Annotated in this window: 18 protein-coding genes; 3 read left to right on the top strand and 15 right to left on the bottom strand. The window is 75.2% G+C overall.

The window, feature by feature from the left end:
• Positions 1-14: 14 nt before the first annotated feature.
• On the bottom strand, positions 15-284 hold the full coding sequence (locus ACWDXC_RS14650; RefSeq protein WP_219509639.1) for a phosphopantetheine-binding protein: 270 nt from the start codon (positions 282-284) through the stop codon (positions 15-17).
• Positions 285-461: 177 nt separating this feature from the next.
• Here ACWDXC_RS14650 and ACWDXC_RS14645 point away from each other — a divergent pair, with 177 nt between their 5' ends.
• From ACWDXC_RS14645 to ACWDXC_RS14635, 3 genes are read left to right on the top strand one after another with little or no spacing between them, the layout of a single operon-like run.
• Complete coding sequence (locus tag ACWDXC_RS14645) at positions 462-2,096, top strand: condensation domain-containing protein (RefSeq protein WP_449981644.1); 1,635 nt, start codon at positions 462-464, stop codon at positions 2,094-2,096.
• Positions 2,097-2,100: 4 nt separating this feature from the next.
• The gene (locus ACWDXC_RS14640) at positions 2,101-2,991 is read left to right on the top strand and encodes an LPD16 domain-containing protein (RefSeq protein WP_449981642.1); all 891 of its coding nucleotides are present in this window, start codon (positions 2,101-2,103) and stop codon (positions 2,989-2,991) included.
• A 4-nt stretch (positions 2,992-2,995) separates the two neighbouring features.
• Positions 2,996-4,174: a cysteine desulfurase family protein gene (locus tag ACWDXC_RS14635; protein WP_449981640.1), complete on the top strand. Its 1,179-nt coding sequence runs from the start codon at positions 2,996-2,998 to the stop codon at positions 4,172-4,174.
• Here ACWDXC_RS14635 and ACWDXC_RS14630 read toward each other — a convergent pair.
• Genes ACWDXC_RS14630 through ACWDXC_RS14565 form a run of 14 tightly spaced genes read right to left on the bottom strand, consistent with a single transcriptional unit; the run spans position 4,161 to position 18,439 of the window.
• Positions 4,161-5,138, bottom strand: coding sequence for a hypothetical protein (locus tag ACWDXC_RS14630; RefSeq protein ID WP_449981638.1), 978 nt, complete (start codon positions 5,136-5,138; stop codon positions 4,161-4,163). The two genes, ACWDXC_RS14635 and ACWDXC_RS14630, sit on opposite strands and share 14 nt — an antisense overlap.
• 17 nt (positions 5,139-5,155) lie before the next feature.
• A complete protein-coding gene (locus tag ACWDXC_RS14625) occupies positions 5,156-6,313 on the bottom strand; it encodes an ABC transporter permease (RefSeq protein ID WP_449981636.1) in 1,158 nt (385 codons plus the stop codon).
• Positions 6,310-7,488, bottom strand: a complete 1,179-nt coding sequence (locus tag ACWDXC_RS14620; RefSeq protein WP_357588057.1) for an ABC transporter permease — start codon at positions 7,486-7,488, stop codon at positions 6,310-6,312. Before ACWDXC_RS14620 ends, ACWDXC_RS14625 begins: the two co-directional genes overlap by 4 nt.
• A gap of 1 nt (position 7,489) precedes the next feature.
• Positions 7,490-8,428: an ABC transporter ATP-binding protein gene (locus ACWDXC_RS14615; RefSeq protein WP_357588059.1), complete on the bottom strand. Its 939-nt coding sequence runs from the start codon at positions 8,426-8,428 to the stop codon at positions 7,490-7,492.
• On the bottom strand, positions 8,425-9,441 hold the full coding sequence (locus tag ACWDXC_RS14610; RefSeq protein WP_449981633.1) for a right-handed parallel beta-helix repeat-containing protein: 1,017 nt from the start codon (positions 9,439-9,441) through the stop codon (positions 8,425-8,427). Before ACWDXC_RS14610 ends, ACWDXC_RS14615 begins: the two co-directional genes overlap by 4 nt.
• Complete coding sequence (locus ACWDXC_RS14605) at positions 9,432-9,953, bottom strand: hypothetical protein (RefSeq protein ID WP_449981631.1); 522 nt, start codon at positions 9,951-9,953, stop codon at positions 9,432-9,434. The genes ACWDXC_RS14610 and ACWDXC_RS14605 overlap by 10 nt, the downstream gene beginning before the upstream one ends.
• Positions 9,950-10,747: an alpha/beta fold hydrolase gene (locus ACWDXC_RS14600; RefSeq protein WP_449981629.1), complete on the bottom strand. Its 798-nt coding sequence runs from the start codon at positions 10,745-10,747 to the stop codon at positions 9,950-9,952. The genes ACWDXC_RS14605 and ACWDXC_RS14600 overlap by 4 nt, the downstream gene beginning before the upstream one ends.
• 11 nt (positions 10,748-10,758) lie before the next feature.
• Complete coding sequence (locus tag ACWDXC_RS14595) at positions 10,759-11,601, bottom strand: ester cyclase (protein ID WP_449981627.1); 843 nt, start codon at positions 11,599-11,601, stop codon at positions 10,759-10,761.
• Positions 11,601-12,140, bottom strand: a complete 540-nt coding sequence (locus ACWDXC_RS14590) for a phosphopantetheinyl transferase (RefSeq protein WP_449981625.1) — start codon at positions 12,138-12,140, stop codon at positions 11,601-11,603. The genes ACWDXC_RS14595 and ACWDXC_RS14590 overlap by 1 nt, the downstream gene beginning before the upstream one ends.
• Complete coding sequence (locus ACWDXC_RS14585) at positions 12,137-13,042, bottom strand: ACP S-malonyltransferase (RefSeq protein WP_449981623.1); 906 nt, start codon at positions 13,040-13,042, stop codon at positions 12,137-12,139. Before ACWDXC_RS14585 ends, ACWDXC_RS14590 begins: the two co-directional genes overlap by 4 nt.
• Before the next feature lie 12 nt (positions 13,043-13,054).
• Positions 13,055-13,924, bottom strand: a complete 870-nt coding sequence (locus ACWDXC_RS14580) for an alpha/beta fold hydrolase (RefSeq protein ID WP_357588069.1) — start codon at positions 13,922-13,924, stop codon at positions 13,055-13,057.
• Positions 13,921-15,165 carry an NAD(P)/FAD-dependent oxidoreductase gene (locus tag ACWDXC_RS14575; RefSeq protein WP_364170740.1) on the bottom strand — a complete coding sequence of 415 codons (1,245 nt, stop codon included), beginning with the start codon at positions 15,163-15,165 and terminating at the stop codon, positions 13,921-13,923. The genes ACWDXC_RS14580 and ACWDXC_RS14575 overlap by 4 nt, the downstream gene beginning before the upstream one ends.
• Positions 15,162-15,890: a nitroreductase family protein gene (locus tag ACWDXC_RS14570; protein ID WP_219509626.1), complete on the bottom strand. Its 729-nt coding sequence runs from the start codon at positions 15,888-15,890 to the stop codon at positions 15,162-15,164. The genes ACWDXC_RS14575 and ACWDXC_RS14570 overlap by 4 nt, the downstream gene beginning before the upstream one ends.
• Entirely contained in the window at positions 15,887-18,439 is a 2,553-nt protein-coding gene (locus ACWDXC_RS14565; RefSeq protein WP_449981620.1) for a beta-ketoacyl synthase N-terminal-like domain-containing protein, read from the bottom strand. The genes ACWDXC_RS14570 and ACWDXC_RS14565 overlap by 4 nt, the downstream gene beginning before the upstream one ends.

The following is an 18,439-nucleotide window of genomic DNA, read 5'->3' as shown; positions in this document are numbered from 1 at the left end:
CTCAGAACGGCCGCTCAGAACGGCCTGGGGCGGTCCGGGCGGGTCGTCATCAGCGTGGACAGCGCCAGCCACAGCGAGCCGACGGTCGCGAACGTGGACTCGTCCAGGAGCTCGTCGGGCAGCTCGACCGCGTAGCCGTTCTCGATGTCGACCATCAGCCGCACCACGCCCATCGAGTCGAGACCGAGCGCCGACAGCTCGTCGCGGGCGGTGAGCCCGGCCGACTCCGCGTACGGCAGATGCGCGCGCAGAATGCTCTGGAACCGGTCCGGAATTTCCAGCATCGCGTTACCCCCAATCCAGTGGTGAATATTCAGGCTGCCGAACGGCGGATCATCGGTCAACAATGGCGCTCCTGGCCGTTTCCCACGGCCGGAACCTGCCATTGAACAGCGGTTGTGCCGGCTGTCCTGAAAAGCCGATCCTCGAATGTGTCCGCCGACCGCCGGGGGTGGGAGAAAATGAAATCCGCGAGCCTGTGCTGGGGGCAGCGCTACATGTGGCTGCGGGTCCACCAGCTGCCGCCCGGCCACCAGCACGAGACGCACGTGGTGCTGCGGTTCGACCTGCCCGCGGGGCTGACGGTCGCCGCCTGCCGGGCGATGCTCACGTACCTGACGCGGCGGCACGAGATCCTGCGCACGACCTTCGGCCCGGGGCCGGAGCAGCGGGTGTGTCCGCCCGCGCCGCTGCCCGTCACGGTGGTGACCGCCGAGCGCGACGGCGGCGCCACGCCCGCCGAGGTGGTCGAGGAGCTCAGCACGCGCCCGTTCGACCTGGCCGGGGAGTGGCCGGTGCGGGCGTGCCTGATCACCTCCGGCGGGGCGCCGCGGCAGTGCGTGCTGGTGTTCAACCACCTGGCGGTCGACATGTGGACGCTCGGGGAGATCAAGCGGGAGCTGCGCACGCAGAGCGCGGGCGTCGTCGCCCGCCGTCCGGCCACGCTGCCGCCGGTCCGCCACCAGCCCGCCGACCTGGCCCGGCACGAGGCGTCGGCGGACGCGGCCATCGTGGCGTCGCGCGCGATGGCGTACTGGCAGGAGGAGGTCGGCGCGCTGCCGGCCGACCCCTTCGCGGCGCGCCGGACCGAGCGGGCCGACGGCCCTCCGGCCGGGCACGCGACGCTGATCTCGCCGCCCATGCTGGCGGCGTCGCGGCGGATCGCCGCCCGGCACGGCGTGTGGCCGTCGCTGGTGCACGTGGCCGCCTACACGGCGATGGCGGCCCTCTACACCGGGCGCGCCGACGTGGCGCACCTGGCGTTCGTCAGCAACCGCGAGTCGCACCCGTGCCCCGACGTGCTGACGTGCATGTTCTCGCCGATGCTGGTGCGGGTGAGCTGCGCGGGCGACCCCTCGTTCGGCGAGCTGCTGCGCCGGGTGGCCGCCGCGTACGGGCGGGCCGGGGAGCACGCGTACGTGCCCTACGACAAGGTCGTGGAGATGGTGTCGCGGGAGGGGTCGCGGCGCGGCGCCGCCGTACGGCTCGGCTCGGAGATCAACTTCATCAAGCAGCGCACCCGCGAGTACGGCGGCCGCCGCACCGCCTTCACCTGGAACCCGGTGCCGTGGGCGTGGGCGCACCACGGCGACGACACGTACCTGCGGGTGGACGAGTGGCGCGACGCGGTCGCCCTGTCGCTGCACGCCGCCTCGTCCGTCATGGACGCCGGCGACGTCGAGCGGTTCCTGCGCGGCATGGAGGCGCTGGTCCTCGCCTGCGACGCCCGCACGTCGCAGGAGGGCGCGCCCGGTCCGACGCTCGGCGAGGCGGCCAGGATCGCCGGGTTCGCCCCGGCGGGCGCGCCGCCCGGCCCCGTCCCGCTGGAGACGTGGGACGGTCACGCCGGCCCCGCCGCCCGCGCCCTGGCCGACGCCGTGCGGGAGGCGCACGGCCTCGGCCCCCTCGATCTCTCCGACAGCTACACCCTCGCCGGAGGCCAGGCCCTGCGCATCCCGCAGGTGCTGGCCGAGCTCGCGCGGCGCGGCTGGGAGGGTCTGACCCTCAACCAGCTCGCCGGGCCCGCACCGCTGGGCGCGCTGGCCTCCCGGCTGGCCCAGGGGCGCCTTCACCAGAACCAGGCACACTCGGAGTGAGACCATGAACCACGCATCCACCGGCCAGGTGACCAGGTCACAGCGCCTGGTCGCCTCGGAGCGGGAGCTCCGCGACGCGATAGCACGCGAACTGCCCGGCGAGGACCTCGCCAACCTGGTCGTCATGGGCGGCCACTTCATGCTGTTCGAGGACGCGGCGTCGGGGCGGCTCGTCCCGGGCGTCATCGAGGAGCAGGCGGACGAGACGATGCGCCGCCGGATCGCCGGCCGCGTCGGCATCTTCCCCGGCTACACCTGGGAGCTGTCGGCCGGGCTGCTGCGCGACTACGCCGCCGCCGGCGTCGACACCCGGCTGCTGCTGCTCGTCAACGACTGGCAGTACGTGCCGTCGGCGGACCGCCCGGCCTCCGAGCTGCGCGCGGAGTTCTTCGCCGGCTTCGCCGAGCTGCCCGGCTCGTACGAGAAGATCCTGCGCGAGGCCGGGCTGTCGGCCGAGGACGTGCTGCCGAGCAGGAAGCACCCGCTGGCGTTCCCGGAGACGTGGCTGAAGTACCGCTTCCAGAAGGCCGCCGACCGGCTGGTCAAGCAGGGCCGGCTGGAGAAGCGCTACCTCGACTCGGGGAGCGGCGACAGCGAGGTGGCCTTCCTCGACGCCGACGGCAACTACCGCACGCTCATCAGCTGCGGCATCACCGGCTGCGCCGGCGAGATCACCGAGATGGTCTCCGAGGTGTACCGGGCGGGCTACCGGGCCATTCTGATCTTCGCGCCGGGCGAGTGCCTGATGCCCGTGCAGACGGGCGTGGACATCGCGCTCAACCTGTACGAGCTGCCGGGCATGCGGGTGGTGATCGCCGATCCGGGCGGCAGCGGCGAGATGTCCGCCGAGGAGATCTACGGCAAGCTCGTCACCGTCAGCACGTTCGGGAGCTGACGCCATGAAGGTCATCTATCTGGACGGCTGCGCGACGACGCGGGTGGACGACGAGGTCCTGGACGCGATGCTGCCGTTCCTGCGCGAGGAGTACGGCAACCCGTCGTCCCCGCACGTGCTGGGCAAGCGGGCCAGGCGGGCGGTGGACGAGGCGGCCGCGTCGGTGGCGGCGCTCCTGGGCGCCGACCCTGGCGACGTGGTGTTCACCTCGGGCGCGACCGAGAGCAACAACCTGGCGCTGCTCGGCATGTTCGGCCACGACGACCGGGCGCCCGTCAACGGGCTGTTCTGCCCGACGGACCACAAGTCGTCGCTGGCGATCGGCCGGGCGCTGGCCGGGCGCGGCGTGGACGTGCGGATGATGCGGGTCGGCCCGGACGGCCGGATCGACCTGGAGCACCTGGCCGGGCGGCTCGACCTGCACTCGCGGGTGGCGACCGCCGCGTGGGTCAACAGCGAGATCGGCACCGTGCAGCCGGTGGCGGAGCTGGCCGCGCTCTGCCACGAGGCGGGCGCGCTGCTGCACGTGGACGCGGCGCAGGCGGCCGGGCGGATCCCGTTGCGGGTGCGGGAGGCGGCGGCCGACACGCTGTCGATCTCCGGGCACAAGATCCGCGGCCCGAAGGGCGTCGGCGCGCTGTACGTGCGGCCGGAGATCCGGCACCGGCTGCGGCCGGTGATGTTCGGCGGCGGCCAGTACGAGCTGCGCAGCGGGACGATCCCGGCGCACCTGGTGGTGGGGCTGGGCAAGGCGTGCGAGCTGGCGCTGGCCCGGCTGGAGGCCGAGCGGGCGCGGGCCGCCGAGCTGCGCGCGACCGCGCTGGACATGCTGCGGGCGGGGCTGCCGGGCGTGCGGGTCAACGGCGACCCGCGCCACGGCGTGCCGCACGTGCTCAGCGTGGTGCTGCCCGGCGTGCGCGGGGAGAGCCTGGTGTCGAGCCTGTCGTCGGTGGCGCTGGCCACCGGGTCGGCGTGCAACTCCGGGTCGCAGGAGCCCTCGCACGTGCTGACGGCGATCGGCCTGGACGCGGAGGACGCCAACAGCACGGTCCGGATCTGCCTGGACGCCCGGATGCCGTTCGAGGATCTGGTGCTCGGGCTCGACCTGGTCGTGGAGCGGGCCCGCGACCTGGCCGGCGTGGTCGTCGCCACGGGCGCTCAGGCCCCCCTCAGCCCGTCTTGAGGAACTTCCTGGCCGCTTCCACCCCTGCCTGGAAGCGGCTGGTGGCGTCCAGGTCGCGCATGAGCGTGGCGATGTGGCGGCGGCAGCTGCGCACCGACATGCCGAGCTTCCTGGCCACCACCTCGTCGGTGTAGCCCTTGGCCATGAGGGCGGCGATGGACTGCTGGAGGTCGTCGGCGACGGTGCCGTAGCCGAACTCGACGCCCTCCAGCGGGGTCGCGCTCTCCCACAGGTGGTTGAACATGTCGAGGAAGAACCGGGCGATCCCCTGGTTGCGCACCCGGGCCAGGGACACGTCGCCGTCGCCGTCGCCGAACAGGGCGACGAGGGAGCGGTCGAAGACGATCGCCGAGCGGGGCACGTTGCTGACGGTGTAGACCTCGACCCCGGCGTCCGTGAGCCGCTTCATCGCCAGCCGGGTGGCCACGTCGGCGCGGCTGCGGTGCTGGCAGATGACGCGCACGGTCACGCCCCTGGCGACCAGCACGAGGTACATCTGCGACAGGTCGCCCGCCTCGCCGATCCCGGCCTGGAGCACGAGCAGCTCGTCCCGGCAGGCGTCGCCGGCCGTCTTGAGGAAGCCGCGCACCTCCAGGTCGCCGACGAGGTAGTCCACGGTGCTGCGGGCGGCGTCGCCGCCGAGGAAGCCGACGCCCTCGCGGATCTGGTCGATGAGCTCGCGCCGCCGGTAGATCTCCCGCTCGACGGAGGAGACCAGCGAGGCGACCGCGAGATCGGGGTCGACGGGCACGTACCGGCCGATGGTGGCGGCGTCGGCGCGCAGCAGCCGGTTCTCCACCAGGTGCTGGACGGCCTGGCTGACCAGGTGGACGTCGATGCCCAGGTCGGCGGCGGCCACGTCGACGGCCTCGATGGCCCCCTTGCGGGCCGCGTAGTGGTAGACGTCGGTCTCGTGCCCGCCGTCGGAGGCGGACCTGCCGGTGAACAGCGCTGTCATGGACATGGTCGTCACTCCTTCTCTCACGCCGGCGTGCGGCGGCTGAACAGGACAAGTGAGGCGGACAGCAGGAGGGCCGCCATCCCGGCGAGCACGCCGAGCTGCGGCAGCACCGCGCCGAGGCCGGTGCCGGGCTCGGCGAGCCGCAGCAGCGCGTCCATGCCCCAGGCGTGCGGGAACAGGTGGCCGATCGCGTTGAGCACGTCCGGCGAGGACTCGCGCGGCCACAGGCAGCCGCCGAGCATCCCGAGGACGACGCCGAGCGGCGGGCCGATCGCGGGGGCCTGGTCGGGCGAGCTGAGCAGGGTGCCGGTGAGGATCGCGGCGCCGGTGGCGACGAGCGCGAACACGCCCACGACGGCCGCCACGCCTACCGGGTCGCCCCACGAGACGCCGAACAGCAGCGCGCTGACCACGACGATGAGCGCCGCCTGCGCGAGCGCGACGATCAGGCGGCTGACGGCCTCGCCGAGCAGCACCGACCTGCGGGTCACGGGCGCGGTGAGCGCCCGCTGCAGCATGCCGAGCCGGCGACTCTCCACGAGCGCGGCGGCCACGGCCATCGAGTTGATGAACGTGAACAGCAGCAGGTTGGCCGGGGCGGTGTAGGCGAAGCCGCCCGGGTCGCCGCTGCCGGTGGCGGTGCCGGTCACGCCGACGCGCCCCGACTCGGCCTGCGCCCGGCGTACGTGGGCGGCGGCCTCCTCGGCGGTGGCGCCCGCGGCCCTGACGGCGCGGGTGGCCTCCAGGACGGCGGCGACCTTGGCGACCGCGCCGTCGACGGCGCCGCGGGCGGCCAGGCCGCTGCCGTTGGCCTGGGTCATGACGAGGTCAAGGCGGCCGGCGCCGGGCCCGATGATCAGACCGGCGGCCAGCTCCCCCGACCGCACGGCCGAGCGTACGTCGTCCGTCTCCGTCATGGCGCGCACGTCCAGGTCGGCGTGCGCGCGCAGCTCGGCGAGCAGGGCGGCGGTGACGGGGTCGGAGCCTTCGGCGACGACGCCGACCGGCAGCTTGCCGGAGGCGCCGCCGCCGAACGCCATGCCGACGAACAGGATCGACACGAACGGCATGATCACCATGAAGAACAGGCCGGTGCGGTCGCGGGCGTGCCTGCGCAGGTTGGCGGCCACGAGCGCGGCCACCGGCCTGGGCCGGTGCGGTGCCTGCGCGGGCGTCACAGCAGCATCCCCTTCCTGAGGCCGAGGACGGCCAGGCCGCCCGCGACGAGCGCGATCGCCAGCAGGACGGCGACGGGGCCCGCGACGGCGGCCACGCCCGCGCCGGACCCGGCGAGCTCGGCCAGCGCCGTGGCGGTCCAGCCGTTGGGGGTGAGCAGCGCCGCCGTCTGCAGCGGGCCGGGCAGGCTGTGCAGGGGTACGAGGCTGCCGCCGAGGAACGCCGCCACGAACGAGATCACCATGATCACCCCGTCGGCCTGGGCGTCGGTCCTGACCCGGGCGGCGACCAGCATGGTGATCGCGGCGGCGGCGAGCACGTGCGCGGTCAGCACGGTCAGCACGGCGAGCGGGTCGCCCCAGGAGGAGCCGAAGATGAGCGTGCCGGACGCCCAGGTGGCGCAGACGCTGACCATCGCCAGCCCGAACCCGACGACGGCCTTCCCGGCGACCGGCACCCAGGCGGCGAGCGGCCCGGCGCGCATCCGGTCGAGGGTGCCGAGCTTGCGCTCGGTGAGCAGGCTGCGGAAGGACGCGCCGACGACGAAGAAGGCGAACAGCGCCGCCATGCCGGAGCCGTAGTAGACGGCCAGGTCCACCTTGCCGCCGGCCAGCGGGTCGCCGGTGAGCGCGAGCGCGGGACCGGCGGCGCCGTTGCGCTCGACCAGCTCCTTGACCTCGTCGCCGGGCACCCCGGCGAGCAGCGCGGCCCGCACGGCCAGAGTCCTGGCGTCCACGACGGCGGAGATGCGGTCCACGACCGCGCCCGCGACCACGCCGGCCAGCGGCGATCCGGCCGAGGTGAGGACGGTGACGTCGCCGCCCTCCCCCGCGCCGACGCGGGCGCTGAACCCTGCGGGGAAGACGATGGCCGCGCCGATCTCGCCCGCGTCGAGCGCCCGCCGCGCCTCCCCGCCGTCCGGCAGGTCGCGCAGCGTCACGCTGCCCTTCAGCTCCTCGGCGCCCGCCACCTCGCGGCGCACGCTCGCCGGGAACTCGCCGCCGTCCAGGTCGACCAGGCCGATGGTGGCGCGCAGCGGCGGGTCGTCGCCGCCGAGCGCCAGCCCGAACAGCGTGGCCAGCGTGACGGGGACGATCAGCGCGATGACGATCGCGGTGCCGTCGCGCAGCCTGGTGCGCAGCTCGTGCGCGCTCACCGTGAGCAGGGCCCGCCCCATGTCAGTCCCGCAAGGTGGTGCCGGTGAGGTGCAGGAACGTGGCTTCCAGGTCGGGCTCGACGACCTGGGCGGCGGTCACGGTGGCATGTCCCTCCACGGCGGTGATGAGCGACGGCAGCAGGTAGCGCCCGCCGTCGGCGAGCAGCCGCACGGACGACTCCCCGGTCCTGGCGGCCTCGCTCACGCCCTCGACGGCGCGCAGCTTCCCGAACGCGGCGGCGACGTCGCCGTCCAGCACCAGCTCCACGGTGTCGGCGCCGCCGACGAGGGAGACCAGCTCGCGGCGGGTGCCGTCGGCGACGATGCGGCCGTGGTCGATGATCGCCACCCGGTCGCAGACGCGCTCGACCTCCTCCATGTAGTGGGAGGTGTACAGCAGCGCCATGCCGTCGGCGACGAGGCGTTCGAGGCCGTCGAGGATGGCCTTGCGGCTCTGCGGGTCGACGCCGACGGTCGGCTCGTCCAGGATGAGCACCTGGGGGCGGTGCAGCAGGGCGGCGCCGATGTTGACGCGCCGCTTCATGCCGCCGGAGTAGGCGCCGAGCTTGCCGTCGGCCCGGTCGGCCAGGCCGATCAGGTCGAGCACCTCGTCGACGCGGGCGGCCAGGCCACGCCGGGGCAGGCCGAACAGGCGGCCGAAGAAGCGCAGGTTCTCCCTGCCGGTCAGCTCCGGGTAGAGGGCGATCTCCTGCGGGACGTAGCCGATCCGCGCCTTGGCGCGCAGCGGCTCGCGGGCCAGGTCGACGCCGCCGACCAGCACCTCGCCGGCGTCGGGGCGGAGCAGGCCGACGAGCATGGAGATCGTGGTGGTCTTGCCGGCGCCGTTCGGGCCGAGCAGCCCGTACGCCTGCCCGGGGGCGATGGACAGGCCCACGTCGTCCACGGCGACCAGGTCGCCGTAGCGTTTGCCGAGGCCCCGGCAGGCGAGTGCGGCCGTCATCGCCGCCACCCGGGCGCGTCCTGCGGGTCGCCCTTGCCCGCCGTGTTGCCCGCGTACACCTGCCGGGCGGGGTCGGCGCCGAGCTGGTAGTCCAGCGGGCTGTTGCCGGTGACCCGGTTCCACAGCAGGTGGCAGCCGTCGACGTCGTCGCCGCCGAAGTCCTTGGACGAGCCCAGGACGAGCCCGGCGCCCATCACCGACTCGCCGCTGGGGTGGTTGTCGTGGATGCGGTTGTCGACGACGGTGACGCGGTGCGCGCCGATCAGGGCGAGGCCGACGCCGGAGATCGGCGGCCCGGCCGCGCCCAGCCCGTCCGGCTCGGCCCCGGCGGCGAGCACGTTGCCGTACAGGTCGTTGCCGGAGACGAGGCAGTCGCGCACGCCGCCTTCGGGCTCGCCCTCGTACACCTGGTTGAGCAGCAGGATGCCGATCGCGTTGCCGTGGCAGGAGTTGCCCGTCACGCGCGCCTGCGAGGAGTTGTCGACGAAGACGCCGAAGGCGTTGCCGGTGCACTCGTTGCCGGTGATCTCCGCGTCGGAGCGGGGGCAGAAGCTGAGCGCGACGCCGCCGTACTGGCTGCCGGAGGCGTGGCAGCGCACCACCCGGCAGCCGGTGGACTCGCGCAGGTAGACGCCCCAGACGGCGTTGCCGCGCAGCTCGGCGTCCCGCACGCTCACCCCGGCGACGGTGTGGGCGTAGACGCCCGCGCCGGAGAAGCCGCGCACGCTCAGCGCCTCGACACGCACGCCGCCGGCGGACTCGCCGTACACGGTGACGCCGCTGACCACGTCCTCGGCGGCGTCGTGCAGCCGGGGGACGCCGGCCGGGCCGCCGCCGCCGGGCTCCAGCACGGTGCGCCCGGCCCCGGCTCCGGTCAGCGTCACTCCGGGGTGCCTGATCCAGACGCTCTCCCGGTACGTGCCCTCCTCCAGGACGACGCGGGCGCCGGGGCCCGCCTCGTCGAGGGCGCGCTGGATCGGCTCGCCGGGGCGGACGGTTCTCGTCACGGACATGCGTTCCCCTTCTCGGCCAGGTAGACGATCGCCAGCGACACGAACACGCCGCCGCCCTCGCCCCACCGGGCGGCGGCGGCCACGGTCCGGGACCGGGGCGCGCCGCCGGCGGCGGTCGCTGGAGCCTTCTCGGGAGCGTTTTCCGGAGCTGCCAGCCGGAGCAGGGCCGCGCGGGCGCTGGCGCCGCGCACCCGGTACGCCGCCCCGCCCGTCAGGGGGAGCCCGGTGGAGTCGGCCAGCTCGCAGGCCGCCTCGTCCAGCAGCGGGCGCGCCCACGGGGCCGGCGGCTCCTTCACGGCCTCGAAGTCGTGCCAGGTGAAGCCGGGCGGCCGGCCGCCGACGGCCTTGATCAGGCTCTCCTTGACCGAGACGGCGACCGGGCCCGCCCCCAGGCTCCGCTCGGCGGCGGTGGCGACGTGCCGGGCCAGCAGGTGCCCGCCCCGGCCGACGGCCGCGGCCAGCCGGTCGGCCTCCACGATGTCCACGCCCAGCAGGACGGCCGGCGCGCTCACGCGAGCGTCCCCGCGCCGGTCGCCGCGCCGGTCCCCGCCACGAAGGACGTCAGGGCCGCCGTGTACTCCTCGGCCCGCTCCACCATCGGGATGTGGCCGCTGTCCTCGACGAGCAGCAGCTCGTGCCCGTCGCGCCCGGCCAGCGCCTCCGCCCACGGCGCCACGGGCGTCATCCTGTCGTGCCGCCCCCACACGTACAGGGCCGGGCAGGTCACCTTGTCCAGCGCGGGCGGCACCCGGTAGGCGCGGGTGGCCTTGAGGCTGCGCGCCATCGACACCATCGACTCGGGGCGGGCCAGCAGCTCGCCCGCCTCCGCCATGCGCTCGGCGGAGAAGTGGCAGCCCTCGTGGAACAGGGCGGCGACCATGCGGCGGCCGAAGTCCTCGCCGGTCGGCCGGATGCTGCCGCGCCGGTCGAAGCTCAGGCCGACGTCGGGGTCGGCGGACAGGCCGGGGGCGCCGCTCACCACGATGGCGCGCACCCGGTCGGGGCGGCGGCCCGCCAGGTCGATCGCGACCAGGCCGCCGAGGGAGTTGGCGCAGACGACGACCTGGCCGTCCGCCCCGGCGGCGTCGCAGGCGTCGAGCAGCGCGTCGCCGAGCCGTTCGATGGAGCCGGCCAGCCGCCGGTCCAGGCCGCAGATCGGCTCGTTCGTGCGCAGCACCGGCACGCCGGCCCGCTCCAGGCTGCGGTAGGGGTGGTCCCAGATCCAGCCGCCGGCGAACAGCGCGGACATGAACACCACGGCGGTGTCCGCGTCGCCGAGCCGGTGCTCGGTGGTGAATTCCCTCATCGTGGCTCCAGTCACAGCGTCGGGGCGTCGTCGGGGGTCCAGCCGCACCCGCAGGCCGCGCCCGAGGCGACGACCTGCTCGCACGTCGGGCAGCGGGCGTAGTCCCGCGCGGAGGCGGGGTACCAGACGCTGGTGTGGACGCGGGTGCACAGGCCGCTCCTGAAGAAGCGGCGCATGGCCCGCTGGTGCGGCCGGGCGTGCACGGCGCGCATCGACTCGGGCCGGTCGAAGGCGCTCAGCGTGAACTTGCGCCCGCCGACGTCGAACGTGGTCACGCCGAGGAAGCCGCGCGTGGCGCGCAGCGACTTGACGATCTCGACGCTGAGCAGGTCCACGTCGGCGGCCTCGGCGTCGTCGCGGATCTCCAGCCAGGTCAGGACGAGCGCGCCGGGGCGCTCGGTGCGGCCGGTGGCGGCCCTGGCGCTCACGCCGAACTCGCGCGTCCCGTCGGAATCGGGCGTGAAGCGGGCCGTGTGGCCGAGCGCCGCGGCGAGGGCGAGCCGGTCGAACGTGCGCCGCACGTGCGGGCCGTCCGCCCCGGCGGTGACCAGGTCGACGCCGTCGACGGCGACGGCGCCGCCGGTCGCGGGCATGCCCAGGTACGGCTCGCGGTGGTCGGCGGTCAGCCGCCACGACACGGCGGCGGCGCTCTCGTCGCCGGTGACGCGCTCCACGTCGAAGCGGGCGTTCCTGAAGCGGGACAGCGTGGCGGCGGCGTGCGCGGCCAGCGCCTCCCCGGCCAGCGGGGCCCCGGTGTCGGGGTCGGCGTAGGTGGCGGCGGTGGCCGCGACGGCCTCGGCGTCGCCGGACCCCCACGCCTCCAGATGCGCCTCGGCGAGCTTCCTGGCGTCCATCAGCGGCCCCCGCCCTCGATCAGCCGGTTCGTCCGCTCGGTCCGGGCCCCGCCCTCGGGCAGGCGGTTCGTGGGCTCGGTCCGGGGCCCGTTGTCGGGGAGGCGGGTCGTCCGCATGGCCCGGGACCCGTCCTCGGGGAGGCGGGGGGTGCGGACGGCCAGGGCCAGGGCGCGCAGGTCGGTGTGGCTGACCGACACCCGGATCCACCCGGGCACGGACGCGGCCAGCGCCGGCAGGTCGCCGAGTAGGCGCACGGACGGCGGATGCCCGTCACGGCAGGCCGCGTCCGCGGCGCAGGCCGGGGTCGGCAGCGGCAGGATCTCCACCTGGCCCAGCCGCTCGGCGTCCGCCGGCAGCCCGAGCAGGCGCAGCACCGCCCGCTTGGCGGCCAGCCGGCCCGCCCAGCGCTGCAGCGTCCGCCCGCCCGACCTGACCCGTTCGGCGCGGGTGAAGACGACCTCCAGCGGCATGCCGGCGACCAGGTCGCGCGGGCCGCCGAGCCCGGCGTGGCCGACGATCGCGCTGCCCCACCGCCTCACGCCGCCACCCCCTTGGCCAGGCGTCGCGGCGTGGCCGGGTCGGCCATGCTCAGGCAGCGCACCCCGGCGCGGCGGGCCAGCCCGGCGAGCACCTTGCTGTCGCCCACCTCGACGAGGGACGGCGCGAGCGGCGCGACCGCCGCCATCGTGGCGGTCCAGCGGACCCGGCCGGTGAGCTGGGCGACCAGGGCGCGGCGCAGGACGTCCACGTCGGTGGTGGGCTCGCCGGTGACGTTCGGGACGACGGGGAGGCGCGGCTGCCGCAGCGGCGCCCCGGCCACCGCCGCCGCCCACGCGGCCTCGGCCCCGGCCATCAGCGGCGAGTGGAAGGCGTCCCCCACCTTCAGCGGCACGATCTTGACGTCGGGGGCGAGTCCGGCCAGCCGGTCCAGGCCGGGCGGCGCGCCCGACACCACCACGTGGCCGGGCGCGTTCTCCAGCGCCACGACGACCGGCTCCCCCGGCTCCGACGCGGCCCCGGCCAGCTCCTCGACCCGCTCCACCGGCAGGCCCATCACCGCCCGCATCCCGCCCGACGCGGCCACCCCGGCCATCAGGCGGGCCCGCAGCTCGACCAGCCGCACGGTCGCGGCCAGGTCCAGGACGCCCGCCGCGTGCAGCGCGCTCAGCTCGCCCACGCTGTGCCCGGCCACGACGGCGGGCTCGTACCCCTCCTCGTCCAGCACGGCCAGCGCCGCCAGGTTGCACGCCGTCACCGCGATCTGGGCGTGCTCGGTGGCGACCAGCCGGTCCAGCGGCCCCCGCGCGCACAGCGGCGAGATCGGCCGCGCCAGCAGCGCGTCGACCTCGTCGAGCCGCTGCCGGGCCGCCGGGCTGCGGCGCAGCCAGGCTCCCATGCCGACGCGGACCGTCCCCTGCCCGGGGAAGAGATAGCCGAGCATGTGCCGTCCCCTCTAGAGCCGGCGCCGGGGGCGCCGCTCCTCGTGCGCGGGCCGCTCGGTGCCGAGGAAACCGAGCAGCAGCTTGCTGACCTCGTCGGGGGCGTCCAGGGGCAGCCAGTGACCGGCGTCCTCGATCCGCTCGTAGCGCCAGGGGCCCTTCACGTACTTGCCGGAGGCGGTCATGCCCTCCTCCAGCAGCGCCTTGTCACCCGCGCCCCAGATGCCGAGCGTCGGCGCGTACACGGGCGGGAACGGCCGGGCGGGGCGCAGCTCGGCCTCCGGCGAGCGGTTGGCCCGGTACCAGTTGAGCCCGGCGGTGAGCGCGCCCGGCCGGGCCAGGTCGCGCAGGTAGCGGTCGTAGTCGCCGTCGCGGCCCATGATCTCCTTGAACAGCCGCCAGCCGTTGCGCCGCAGCAGCTCCTCGCTCACGCCGGGGAACTGGTAGAAGAGCATGTACCAGGAGGCCGCCCGCTGCTCCAGCGACGGCGTGGCGAAGACGCCCGGGTGCCCGACCGACAGGACCACCAGGTGGTCGAGCCTGCGCGGCATGAGGAAGGCGTACATCCACGCGATCGCCGCGCCCCAGTCGTGGCCGACCAGGTGCGGGCGCTTGATCCCGAGCTTGAGCGTGAGCGCCACGACGTCGTTGACGATCGTCTGCATGCCGTACGCCTCGGCCTCCTGCGGCTTGCTGGAGTCGCCGAACCCGCGCAGGTCCGGCGCGATCACGCGGAAGCCGCCCTCGACCAGCGCCGGGATCTGGTGCCGCCACAGGTAGGAGGAGTCGGGGAAGCCGTGCAGGAGGATGACGGGGTCGCCCTCCCCCTCGTCGATGTAGGCGAGCTCGATGTCGTTGACGCTTACGGTCTTCTTCTCGGTCATGCGGTCTCCCTGAACAGGCGCTCAGCGAAGAACTCGCTGAAGCCGAACTCCGGTACGTCCTCGGGCGCGACCATGTTGAGCAGCCCGGTCACCTGGGCGGCGAAGTTGCGTGCCATCAGCCTGCGGACCCGCCGCCTGCGCTCCACCGCGGCCGGCCCGAACTCCACGTGCAGCCTGCTGATGATGGACGCGCCGAAGTCCAGCCGCTCCAGCCGCGAGCCCCGCTCCTTCACGTACGGCTCGAACGCCGCCGGGGACCAGTCGGAGGAGGCCAGCAGGATGTCGCACACGGTACGGGCGTCACGCATGGCGCACGACAGGCCGGTGCCGAGCACCGTGTCGGCGTTGCCCGCCTCGTCGCCGATGAGCACGACGCCGTCGGTCAGCGGCGGCCCCTCCGGCACGCTCGACACCGACGGCCACACCGACAGCGGGCCCGCGGGCCTGGCCCCGGTCACCGCCCTGCCGCGGTCGGGCAGGCACTTCAGCGCGTACGCGGCCAGGAACCGCTCCACGCCGCCCGGGCCCCGGTAGCGGTGCTTGTTGGCCACGGGGAAGTTCAGGTAGAGGCGGGCCCGGCCGTAGCCCTGCGGGAACACCATGAACATGACGTCGCCCTCGGTGCCCATCGCCTGCACGTCCGGCGGCCAGCCGTCCATGCCCTCGACCATCATGCCGCCGCCCCAGTGGTGCATGGAGTTGCGCATGGTGACGCCGATCTGGCGGCCCACGGTGCAGCCGCGTCCCGTCGCGCCGAGCACGAGGCGGGGGCGCAGCTCGTGCTCGCCCTCCTCCGTCCGGTAGGTGACGACGGGCCGCTCGCCGGCGACGACGCGGATCCTCGCCGCGTCCATCACCAGCCGGGCGCCGCCCGCCACCGCCTGCTCGGCCATCAGCGCGCACACCGCGTGATGCGGGAACGACATCGGGCCGCCGACACCCGGGATGAACCGGGTCATGTCCACCGCCTCGACCTCGTCCTCGGTGACGGCCTCGTCCCAGGTCATCCACTCGCGGATCTCCCAGGCGCCACCGGCCGAGAAGCAGTCGTCCACGCCGAGGCGCTGCGCCTCCACGATCCCCCACGGCGCCAGCCACTCGCCGCGTACGAGATCGTGGTAGGTCGCCTGCTTCTCCAGCAGCACCACCGACAACCCGCCGGCGGTCAGCTTGCAGGCGGCGGAGGCGCCGGCGATGCCCCCGCCGACGATGACGACGTCGGGCTGCTCGGGTCGGGTCACTGCCCCCACCTCTCCCAATAGGTGCGTTCACCGGCGCTGTAGCGGGCCGCCGGGCGGAAGCCGTCACCCAGCGTGTAGGCGACGGGGATCATGCACACCTGCGTGACCCCGGACGGGATGCCGAGCAGCCGCCCGGTCTCCCGCTCGTGCGGCACGTGCAGGCAGGTGATCGTGCTGCCGAGGCCCCGGCTGCGCAGGGCGAGCTGGAAGGACCAGATCGCGGGGAAGATCGAGCCGTAGAAGATGCTGGCCCGCGTCTCGCCGTGCTGCACCAGGTGGCCGGGGTCCTCGGCGACCTTGCTCGCCATGCGCTCCCGCCAGCGGGCGTTGATCTCGGCGATGTCCGGCGGCCGGCCCAGCACGCACGGGATCACCAGCACGGGCACGGCCGCGATCGTCTCCGTCAGCGCCCGTGCCGAGTCGAAGTTGCGCCGGGCCTGCGCGTCGTTGCGCCGCCGGCCCGCGTTGGTCCACATGTCGTTGCGGTGGAACGTCCATGACGAGCGGATCATCTCGGCGAGCTTCTCCTTGACGCCCGCCTCGGTGATCACCAGCCAGCGCCAGTTCTGGTGGTTGTTCGCGGTCGGCGCCTGGACCGCCACCTCCAGCGCCTCCCGCACGATCTCGCGCGGCACGGGCCGGTCCAGGTCCAGCCGCCGGCGCACCGACCTGGTCGTGGTCAGCAGCCTGTCCGTCTCGGCCACGTCGAACGGCCTCTCGCTCACACCGCCTCCAGCAGTACGGCCCCGCGCACGGAGTCGTGCGCCGCCGTCAGCGCCACCGCCCGCTCCACCGCCCCGGCCAGTTCCGGCCCCGCGACATACGGCCCGCCGGCCGCCTCACCGTCCGAGGACCCGGCAAGCTCCGGCGCCGGCTCCGGGCCGGAGGCTCCGGCCAGGGCGGGGGTGTGCGCGGCGGGGGTGGTGAGGGCGGGGGTGATGCCGTCGCGGACGGCGAGGGCCGCCAGGGCGATGTTCATGGCGCCGGTCGCCGACTGGCAGTCGCCGATCAGGGCCGCCGAGGCGGTGAGGAGCGCGCCCGGCATGCGCGCCCGGACCGCCGCCGCCTCCTCGGCGTCGCGCGGCAGCCCGGTGGCGGCGCCGACGACCAGGCCGGGCGCCGCACCGGGCAGCTCCAGGCTGCGCGCCACCGGCTCGGCTCCTTCGCCCGCCACGTGCCGCGTCCCGGCCACCCGCGCGTACGGCCTGCCGCCACGCCGGGCGCAGTGCTCGGCGGACTCCACCACGAACGCCACCGCCCCCGACCCGGCCCCCTGAGCCACCGGCCCGGAAGCCCCCTCACCGCCCGCGACCCCGGTCTGCCCGGGGACGCCCCCCTCGGCACCGGAAGCCGAGGCCGGGAGCCCGTACGGAAAGCCCGAATGCGCGGACGGAGCGGAGGACGCGGAGCCCGCGCCCTCCGGGGTGGCGGTCGCCTGGGGGGCGGGGGTTTCGTCGGCGGCCACCACCAGGACGACGTCGGCCTTGCCCGCGGCGATCATCTCCAGGGCGCAGTCGAGGGCGATGGACGCCGACGCCGCGCCGTTGCAGATGGTCGTGGTGGGCCCGCGCAGTCCGAGCGTCTGGCAGACGGCGCCGCCGGTGGCGTTCAGGACGACGTTGGAGAAGCTGAGCACGGCGGGCTTGTTGGGGTTGAGCGCGATGCTGTCGTCGAACCCGCCGGTGCTCTCGGCGGACCCGGCGCCGGTGGCGAAGACCAGCGCGACGTCGTCGAGCGCCCGGCGGGGCAGTTTGAGCCCGGCGTCCTCCCAGGCGAGCCGGGAGGCGGCGATGGCCAGGCGGGACAGCCGGTTCATGTGCCGCCACAGCGACCGGGGCGCGAACGTGCGGCCTTCCAGGGAGGGGGCGCGCCCGTCGGCGCGGCGGCCGGCAGTGATGGCGGCGGCGGTCTCGGCGATGCCGGTGCCCGCGCCGGTGACCGGCCCGAGCCCGGTGATGACGGCGTCGCGGCGGAGCGGCGGGTCGTGCGGGCGGGGTTCGCCGGACGGGCCGGGCCCGGCGCCGGTGCGGGGCCGGGTCAGCACGAGGGAGACGTTGTTGCCGCCGAAGGCGTAGTTGTTGGAGACGACGGTGTCGATGGTCATCGGGCGGGCGTCGTTGGGCACGTAGTCGAGGTCGGCGCGGGAGTCGTCGTCGAAGCCGATCGTGGGGGGCGCGACGCCGTGCCGCAGGGCGAGGACGGAGGCGACGGCCTCGACGGCTCCGGCGGCGCCGAGGGTGTGGCCGACGAACGACTTGATGCTGCTGGTGGGCACCTGGGGGGCGCGTTCGCCGAAGACCAGGCGCATGACCTTGGCCTCCATGGCGTCGTTGGCCGGGGTGCCGGTGCCGTGGCCGCTGACGTAGTGGACGTCGGCGGGGGTGAGCCCGGCGTCGGCGAGCGCGCGGCGGACGGCGCCGGCGCCGCCTCGGCCGGTGGGGTCGGGGGCGGTGGCGTGGTAGGCGTCGGCGGACAGCCCGTAGCCGGCGACCTCGGCGAGCGGGGTGGCGCCGCGGGCGAGTGCCAGGTCGAGCGGCTCCAGCAGCAGGAACGCGGCGCCTTCGCCCAGGTTGAGCCCGTCGGAGTGGCTGTAGGGGCGGCAGGGCCCGGTGCTGAGCGCCTGGAGCCCGGCGAAGCCCGCGTACGTGCCGAACAGCAGCGGGTCGACCCCGCCGGCGAGGACGGCGTCGGCCTCGCCGGTGAGGATCTTGTCGCGGGCCAGGCCGACGGCGTTGCCTCCGGCGGCGCACGCGGTGGACACCAGGACGCGCGGGCCGCCGAGGCCGAGCCGCCGGGCGACCACGTCGGCGGTGTGGTGCATCGGCTGGTAGCGCCCCTGCGGCCCTGGGGTCGCCTGGCACTTGCCGAGGATGATCCCGAACCGCCCGGGATCGGGCCCCGCCGAGCCCGGCCCGCCGACGCCGGAGCCGACGCCAGGGCCGGCACCCGGACCGAGGCCCGTGCCGGGGCCGGGTGCGGGGCCGGGGCCGGGGCCGGGGAGGGGCAGGCCGGCCTGTTCGATCGCCTGGCGGGCGGCGACCAGGGCGAGCCTGGCGGTACGGTCGCCGGCTTGGACGCCGGCGGGGAGCTGGGTGTCGATCCAGGCGTCGGGCACCTGCCCGGCGTGCCTGGCGGCGAACACGGCGTACGCCGGGTCCTCGATGGGGGCGAGCCCGCCCCTGGCCGTGGTGAGCCGCGTCCAGAACTCCGCGGGGTCCCTGCCGGCCGCGCAGATGATGCCCAGGCCGGTGACCACGACGGGCCGCAGCGCCAT

The organism is Nonomuraea sp. NPDC003214 (assembly GCF_053590035.1).
This window is presented reverse-complemented; position numbering and strand designations above follow the sequence as displayed.

Bases quoted from the DNA above. Each gene is read 5' to 3' on its own strand.
- ACWDXC_RS14565 (WP_449981620.1), bottom strand. From the start codon at position 18,439: ATGGCGCTGCGGCCCGTCGTGGTCACCGGCCTGGGCATCATCTGCGCG.
- ACWDXC_RS14610 (WP_449981633.1), bottom strand. From the start codon at position 9,441: ATGTCCGTGACGAGAACCGTCCGCCCCGGCGAGCCGATCCAGCGCGCC.
- ACWDXC_RS14620 (WP_357588057.1), bottom strand. From the start codon at position 7,488: ATGGGGCGGGCCCTGCTCACGGTGAGCGCGCACGAGCTGCGCACCAGG.
- ACWDXC_RS14630 (WP_449981638.1), bottom strand. From the start codon at position 5,138: ATGTCCATGACAGCGCTGTTCACCGGCAGGTCCGCCTCCGACGGCGGG.
- ACWDXC_RS14615 (WP_357588059.1), bottom strand. From the start codon at position 8,428: ATGACGGCCGCACTCGCCTGCCGGGGCCTCGGCAAACGCTACGGCGAC.
- ACWDXC_RS14635 (WP_449981640.1), top strand. From the start codon at position 2,996: ATGAAGGTCATCTATCTGGACGGCTGCGCGACGACGCGGGTGGACGAC.
- ACWDXC_RS14585 (WP_449981623.1), bottom strand. From the start codon at position 13,042: ATGCTCGGCTATCTCTTCCCCGGGCAGGGGACGGTCCGCGTCGGCATG.
- ACWDXC_RS14640 (WP_449981642.1), top strand. From the start codon at position 2,101: ATGAACCACGCATCCACCGGCCAGGTGACCAGGTCACAGCGCCTGGTC.
- ACWDXC_RS14650 (WP_219509639.1), bottom strand. From the start codon at position 284: ATGCTGGAAATTCCGGACCGGTTCCAGAGCATTCTGCGCGCGCATCTG.
- ACWDXC_RS14600 (WP_449981629.1), bottom strand. From the start codon at position 10,747: ATGAGGGAATTCACCACCGAGCACCGGCTCGGCGACGCGGACACCGCC.
- ACWDXC_RS14580 (WP_357588069.1), bottom strand. From the start codon at position 13,924: ATGACCGAGAAGAAGACCGTAAGCGTCAACGACATCGAGCTCGCCTAC.
- ACWDXC_RS14595 (WP_449981627.1), bottom strand. From the start codon at position 11,601: ATGGACGCCAGGAAGCTCGCCGAGGCGCATCTGGAGGCGTGGGGGTCC.
- ACWDXC_RS14645 (WP_449981644.1), top strand. From the start codon at position 462: ATGAAATCCGCGAGCCTGTGCTGGGGGCAGCGCTACATGTGGCTGCGG.